Origin of the sequence: Sutterella sp., from assembly GCF_052272535.1 — a bacterium.
In the GTDB taxonomy this organism is placed as follows: Bacteria; Pseudomonadota; Gammaproteobacteria; order Burkholderiales; family Burkholderiaceae_F; genus Sutterella.
This window is the reverse complement of the sequence record NZ_DAVZJY010000151.1, coordinates 1-6004: the sequence shown is the minus strand read 5'-3', so window position 1 is coordinate 6004 and position 6004 is coordinate 1. Positions and strand designations below refer to the sequence as shown.

Sequence of the window (6004 nt, the reverse complement as noted above, 5' to 3'; positions counted from 1 at the left end):
GACGCGGTGGGTGCTCTTCAACGAGCTCAAGGCGACGGGGCTTCCCGTCGAGACGGGGAGCGGCGCTCAGACGAAGCTCAACCGTCATGCGTTCGGCGTGGAGAAGGCGCATTGGCTCGATGCGCTCTGCGTGGGACGGATCAACGGCGTGGTGATGCGGGAGGGACTCAACGTCTTGGAGATCAAATGCACGGGGCGCGGGAGCTACCAACGCACGTGCCTCACGAAGTATGGCTTCCCGCGCGGTTATCTGATGCGGCAGAAGCGCATTCACGGATTCGCCACCGGCGACATGGTGGAGGCGAACGTCCCCAAGGGGAAGAAGGCCGGTCTGTGGCGCGGCCGCGTTGCGGTCCGCGCCTCAGGCTCCTTCAACATCCAGATGCCGGAGGGCGTCATTCAAGGCGTCGGTTGGAAATACTGCCGACTGATTTCACACAACGACGGATATGGGTATGCGTGGCTCGGCCACGCGCCTCATTCCTCCCCTGCCTGAAGGCAGGGGTCTCCTGAGGCATTGTGATGACGGAAGAAATGCAAGACGAAGCCGCCGCGCAGGTGCGCCGGCCGCCCCAGAGCGTGATCTCGGAGCAGGCGATCCTCGGCGGACTGATGGTGGACAACTCCGCGCTCGACAGCGTGGTGGACGTCCTGCGTCCCGAGGACTTCTACCGGCGCGACCACCGGCTCATCTACGAAGAGATCGCGAAGCTCATCCAGGGCAGCCACCCCGCGGACTATCTGACGGTCTACGAGAGCCTGAAGACGGCGGGCGTGGAGAACGACGTCGGGGGGCTGCCGTACCTCACCGAGCTCGTCAACAGCTCGCCTTCGGCCGCGAACATCCGCCGCTACGCCGAGATCGTGCACGACAAGTCGATCCTGCGGCAGCTCATTTCCGTGGGCGACCGCATCGTGACGAACGCGCTCGCGCCCGAAGGACGCGAGACGCGCGCGATCCTCGACGAGGCCGAGAAGGAGGTGCTCGCAATCAACGAGCGCAACTCCAACGGCCAGCGCGGCTTCCAGCCGCTCGCCACGCTCGTGCGCGACGTCTCCGCGCGCGTGATCGAGCTCTACCACAACTCGACCAACAACGAGGTGACGGGCGTCTCCTCGGGCTACCGCAACCTCGACAACGTGACGGCGGGCCTGCAGCGCGGCGACCTCATCATCATCGCGGGCCGCCCCTCGATGGGCAAGACCTCGTTCGCACTCAACATCGCCGAGAATGTCGGCATCGCGCAGGAGCTCCCCGTCGCCGTCTTCTCGATGGAAATGGGCGCGGACCAGCTCGCGCAGCGCATGATCTCCTCGGTCGGGCGCATCGACGCGCAGAAGCTGCGCAAGGGGCGGCTCTCCGACGAGGACTGGGACAACTTCACCGCGGCGCTCCACCGCCTCGAGGAGAAGCCCATCTTCATCGACGACACGCCGGGCCTCACGATCACCGAACTCTCGAGCCGCGCGCGGCGCCTCGTGAACCAGGCCGGTCCCCTCGGGCTCATCGTGGTCGACTACCTGCAGCTCATGTCGGGGCAGAGCCGCAACGGGCAGGACAACCGCGCGCAGGAGCTCTCCGAAATCTCCCGCGGCCTGAAGAGCCTCGCCAAGGAGTTGGGCGTCCCCGTGATCGCGCTCTCGCAGTTGAACCGCTCGGTGGACAGCCGCCAGGACCGGCGCCCCGTGATGTCGGACCTGCGCGAGTCGGGCGCAATCGAACAAGACGCGGACGTGATCATGTTCATCTACCGCGACGTTGTCTACAACAAGGACACGCCCGACAAGAACCTCGCCGAGATCATCGTCGCCAAGCAGCGCAACGGCCCCATCGGCACGCTGCGCATGACCTTCCTCGGCGGCAACACGCGCTTCGAGCCTTCGAGCGACGAAGGCTATTGGGGCGGCATCGAGGAGTAGTGCGCGATGGAGTGGATCACCAACTTCGACTGGTTTGCGCTCGCCTGCTGGACGGGCGCCTTCATCCTGATCGCCTTGGGGTTCGCGGGCACCATCGTGCCGGCGATACCGGGGCTCCCGATGATCGCGGGCGGCGCCTGGCTGATCGGCTGGGCGGACCACTACGAGAAGGTCGGCTGGAAGACGATTCTCTTCCTGGCCGTTCTCGCCGTGATCGGCGTCGTCGTGGACACGGTCGCGCAGACCGCGGGCGCGCAGCGCGCCGGCGCCTCCAAGGCCGGCATCATCGGCTCGCTCGTGGGCACCGTGCTCGGCATGTTCATGGGGCTCTTCGGGCTTCTCTTCATGCCGCTGATCGGCGCCGCGGTGGGTGAATTCTGGGCGAAGCGCAACCTCCTTCACGCCGGGCGCGTGGGCCTGGCGACCTGGATCGGCATGATCGTCGGAACGGTCGTGAAGATCGCGCTCGCCTTTGCGATGACGGGGATCCTGATCTTCGTCTACCTCACAGCTTGAAGACGATGAGCGTGAAGAACGCTCTCCGGAAGAGGGGGCGGCTCCAAGCAAGAAGAAGCGCCGCAGTCTCGGGGGAGACGTGCGGCGCTTCTCTTTTCAGGCTCTGGTTGTTGCCGGATTCGGGGGATCCGGCGGCCCCGAAAGATTAGAAGGTGTGGCGGACGCCCACCGTCACGAGGGAGGTCTCGGGCCTCACGTCCTTGCCGGCCGCATCGGTGTTCGTATCCTGGTAGAAGGAGGCGACGCCGTAGACGTTGGTGCGCTTCGAGAAGGCGTAGGTGTAGCCGACGGAGGCGCCGACGCGTTCGAATTCGGCGGCGCTGTTCTTCTGCGTCTCGTCGCCCTTGTCGGCGTCGAGGTGGCTGTAGCCCACGGCGAACATCGCCTTGCCGCCGGCAACCGGAGCGTCAACGCCGGCCATCAGGCCCCAGCCGCGGGCGGCGCCCGTGAAGCCGAAGCCGCGGTAATTGTTGACCGTCTTGGTATCGGCGTCGGAGGAGGCCTTCTGCAGATTGTTGACGTACTGGGCGCCGAAGTAGGCCTTGACGACCTTGAAGTCGTAGGAGCCGCCCGCCGTCAGGGTGTAGCCGTCGTCGGCGTCCGCATACTTGAGGTTGGAGTAGTTGTACCAGCCGGCAGCCGCCGCGAGGCTCAGGGCGCCGTTCTGGTTAGGAGAATCTCCTTGGTACTAAGCGCCCGCATCATCTCCGGGCGGCAGCGGTCGACGAAATGGGGCGAGGCTCAGCCGGATCGGCCGAGTGGGCGCCGCAGGATCCGAAGGGTCCCGGGCGGCTGCGCTTGAATACGGTCTTGTGCCGGCGCCGCAGCCCGCGGCGCGCAGTGCGCCGCCCTGATACGCTTTCCTCCTCCGTCAGGATCCGCGCCTGACGCGCGCGGTCCGCGCGGCCCACTCCGCCCGAAAGGAGCCCCATTCCCCATGATACACACGCTCTACAGCAACAGCTACGAGGTGCTCCGCACGGTGCTCCTCCACAACATCGAGGCGCTGCGCCTCGTTCCGGAGGCGGACGAAATGGACGCCGCGGCGCTCTTCTCCGGGGTCTTCGACCGCGTGCCGGTGATCATCCCCTCGAAGGCCGTGGAGACGGACCTACAGCGGGCGCTCGCGCACCACGAGGGCGTCTGCGCCGCGATGGACTTCATGTTCCTCTCGCAGTGGCTCGGCTTCTTCTCGAAGGAGCCGCTCGCGAACGTCGTGGGCAACGAGTCGGACTGGATGATCTGGGCGCTGCTGCGCGAGACGGGCCCGGGGAGCCTGCGCGAGGAAGTGCGCCCACATACGACGCGGCTCGAGGACGCGCTGCGCGGCCGGACCGACGCGGAGATCTTCGCGCTCGCGCAGCGCATCTCCGCCGTCTTCGTGACGTATTCGAGCTACCGGCTCGACTGGGTGCTCCAATGGCTAGGCCTGCACCAGGAGCGGATCCAACCCACGCCCGACGTGCTCGCCGAGCGCGCGCGCATGGAGTCCGACCCCGACCTCTTCTGGCAGCGCGCGCTCTGGCGGCGGCTCGCCGAATCGAAGCGCTGGCGCGGCCGCAGGTTCCTCGAGGCGCTCCCCGACGCGATTGAATCCCTGCGCTCGGCGGGGGCCGACGCGCGTGAGCTCGTCCTCGGCGACGACCGGCGCGTCGCACTCCCCAATGCGCTTCACGTCTTCATGCCCTTCGTCGTGCCGCCCCTGATGCTCCCCGTGCTCAAGGCCTATGCGCACTCGGGGCGCGACGTCTGGCTCTATCTCCTCAACCCCTCTTCGGAATACTGGTTCGACCTCGTGCCGCGGCGGCTCTTCAACTGGCGCGAATCGGCGGGCGACGAGCACTTCGACGTGGGGCACCCGATCCTCGCCGACAACGGCCGGAGCACGCGGGCCAACATCGACCGCCTCTGGCGCTTCACGACGGACGAGGGCCCCGCGGGCGGGCTCACGCCCCAGGGACTCGAGGAAGGCGAGGCGGCCGAGTGCCTGCGCCGCCGCAACGAGAAGCCGCGCGAGCGCGTGGTGATGCCCGCGCCCGACTTCCTGCGCGAATACCAGGAGCATCCGCGCGACCTGAAGGTCGAGATGACCGTGGACGCGCAGAGCATCTACCTCGAGGCGGGCGAGCCGGCGCTCCTGCGCCGCGTGCAGGACTCGATCCTGAAGCTCGAGGGCGACCTCACGGCGACGCCCGGGGGCGAGCTCGTGCGGGAGGACGACGAGTCGCTGCGCTTCGTCTGCGCCCCATCGACCGTGCGCGAACTCGAAGGGCTCGCTGACTGGCTCCACGCGCGCTTCCGCCGCGATCCGGCGCTCGCGCCCGACGACGTGCTCGTCGTCACGCCCGACATCTCCGCCGCGGCGCCGCTGATCGACCAAGTCTTCGGGAGCCTGCCCAAGGAGCGCCGGATCGACTACCGCATCTCGGGCGCGCTCACCACGGCCGAGGACGCGCCGCTCGAAGCCCTGATGGGATTGAAGTCCCTCCTCACGGGGCGTCTCAAGCGCGAGGAGCTCGTCGCCTGGCTCTCGCTTCCTCTGGTCTCCCGGCGCTTCGGGCTCGAGGCCGACGACGTCGACGTCCTCAACGAGTGGCTCCGCGCCGCCGGGTTCGAGTTCGGGCTCTCCGACGCGCATCTGCTCGCGCTCGACCCGGAGACCTTCGCCCAAGTGCGTGAATCGACCCTCGAGCGGGCCCTGGAGCGTCTCGCCCTCGGGAGCATGCTCCCGGGCGGCGCGCGCGCGCCGCTTTTCGACGTGCTGCCGCGCGAGGGGACGGAGAGCTCGGGCTTCACCCCCGTTTCCGAGCGCCCGGATTTGCTTTCAACGCTCTCGACGCTCTGCGTTGAACTCGAAGCCATGCGGCGCGCCGCGCTCGATCCCCTCGAGGGCGAGGCGGCGGAGGCGGTCGCGGCCGATCCGCAGCACTGGCCGCGCTGGATCGCCCGGGCGCTCGAGATGTTCTTCCCGCCCGAGACGCCGCAGGAGGACTGGCAGGCGCTGCGCGCCGGAGCGGCGGCGTTGGCCGAGGAATCGTCCTTCGCCGATGGCGCCGGCGGGCGCACGCCCGTCGTGCCCTTCGAGATCTTCATGACGGTGCTCGCCGACCGGCTCAAAAAGTCCGCGCCCGCCGGGCGCCCGGGGAGCGGCGTCACCTTCACGGGCATGCAGCAGCTGCGCGGCCTCCCCTACAAGGTGATCGTCGTCTTCGGCCTCAACGCCGACTCGCGCTTCCCCGGGACCTCGCACGCCGAGGAGTTCGACCTGATGGCGCGCTTCCCGCGCCGCGGCGACCGCGACGGGCGCGTGGACAACCGCAACGTCTTCCTCGACCTTCTGCTCGCCGCGCGCGACACCTTCCTCATCTCCTACTCCGGGGGATTCAATCCGGCGCAGATGGAGGACCCGTCGATCGTGGCGGTGGAGCTGCGCAACTGGCTCCTCTCCTTCGCGAAGGACCGCGACGAGCGGCGCCTCTGGGAGAAGCGCCTCACGGTGAGGCTCCCGCTCGCCGGTTTTTCGCCGCGGGCCTTCCGTCGGGAGGCGGGCGACTGGCAGTCGACCGCC

4 protein-coding genes and 1 pseudogene are annotated in these 6004 nt (G+C 68.2%); 4 read left to right on the top strand and 1 reads right to left on the bottom strand.

The window, feature by feature from the left end; translation table 11 throughout:
* The 3 genes and pseudogenes from ACT6Y9_RS07990 to ACT6Y9_RS07980 form a co-directional block, all read left to right on the top strand.
* A pseudogene (locus ACT6Y9_RS07990) lies at positions 1–496 on the top strand (RNA-guided endonuclease IscB); the annotation flags it as partial.
* Between the two features lie 26 nt (positions 497–522).
* Positions 523–1920, top strand: coding sequence for a replicative DNA helicase (dnaB, locus tag ACT6Y9_RS07985; RefSeq protein ID WP_295477477.1), 1398 nt, complete (start codon positions 523–525; stop codon positions 1918–1920).
* A 6-nt stretch (positions 1921–1926) separates the two neighbouring features.
* The gene (locus tag ACT6Y9_RS07980) at positions 1927–2436 is read left to right on the top strand and encodes a DUF456 domain-containing protein (RefSeq protein ID WP_295477479.1); all 510 of its coding nucleotides are present in this window, start codon (positions 1927–1929) and stop codon (positions 2434–2436) included.
* A 145-nt stretch (positions 2437–2581) separates the two neighbouring features.
* Here the strand turns inward: ACT6Y9_RS07980 and ACT6Y9_RS07975 are convergent, their stop codons facing one another.
* Complete coding sequence (locus ACT6Y9_RS07975; protein WP_443744144.1) at positions 2582–3091, bottom strand: porin; 510 nt, start codon at positions 3089–3091, stop codon at positions 2582–2584.
* A gap of 282 nt (positions 3092–3373) precedes the next feature.
* Between ACT6Y9_RS07975 and ACT6Y9_RS07970 the strand changes: the two genes are divergently transcribed.
* Positions 3374–6004, top strand: a 2631-nt coding sequence (locus tag ACT6Y9_RS07970; protein WP_443744143.1) for an exodeoxyribonuclease V subunit gamma, incomplete at its 3' end; no start/stop codon positions are given.